Raw genomic sequence first — 765 nt, 5'->3', positions numbered from 1 at the left:
GGCTAGATGCCGTGCTGGGCATCTATGACGGTAAACTATGGCTTAAGCTCAGCTCCAATGACATTGTGGCCCTAGACTTAGCAACGGGCGAAGAACTGACCCGACTTCAATTTGAACGTGATGTGACAGAATTCCTGCAATTGGATGCGCAGCAAGGCTGTTTGTTTGGCACGTCTTACCAACAATACTTTCACGTTGATTTAACCGCACCTGAGTTGCAGGTGCAAAAAGGGGACATTCGCGGTTTGGCCGAGGCGGGAATTGATTCTGTATTTACGCGGCATGATTTCTGCTTCAACGACGCATTCTTATTTGTGGCCGAGCCAACCACGGGAGCCGTGGCCATGATAGACCGCCAGCAATGGCAGGTGGTACATGGGTTTAAGCCAGAGATGATCGGCAATGGTTTGCTTAAGCTAAATGGAATCAGCCTTCAGGGGGATAAGTTTTATTTGTTTGATGGCGCCAATAGCTTGCATATTTATCAGTGGCAAGCCTAAGGGAAAGCGCCGCTTTGGCGCTTTTTCTCATGCTAACTGGGCGGTGTGAGAGTTGGAGTCAGGGCCATTCCTTGCGCCCTTTGGCCTTATTCATCGCTGTTACGCATTAATCTCCGTAAAAAGTCAGCTCAATCTTGGCTTTTTGCTTCTTTGCTTGTTCTAACAAACAAAAAATCTCGGTTAAATTTCTTAACAGCATGACTAAACGGTTGATTTTAGGCTGGTCTAGCGGGGTTTCTTCTAACGCTTGGGTATATTGTTTGGT

General features: G+C 47.2%; 1 protein-coding gene. It reads left to right on the top strand.

What is annotated here, in order from left to right:
* Nucleotides 1-500: hypothetical protein (locus D1Z90_RS21425; protein WP_158587210.1), on the top strand; the 500-nt coding region annotated here is incomplete at its 5' end.
* Between the last annotated feature and the right edge of the window lie 265 nt (nt 501-765).

Origin of the sequence: Motilimonas pumila (assembly GCF_003596335.1) — a bacterium.
In the GTDB taxonomy this organism is placed as follows: Bacteria; Pseudomonadota; Gammaproteobacteria; order Enterobacterales; family CBDFNC01; genus Motilimonas; species Motilimonas pumila.
The sequence above is the reverse complement of the archived record's forward strand: the minus strand, read 5'-3'. Positions and strand labels throughout refer to the sequence as shown.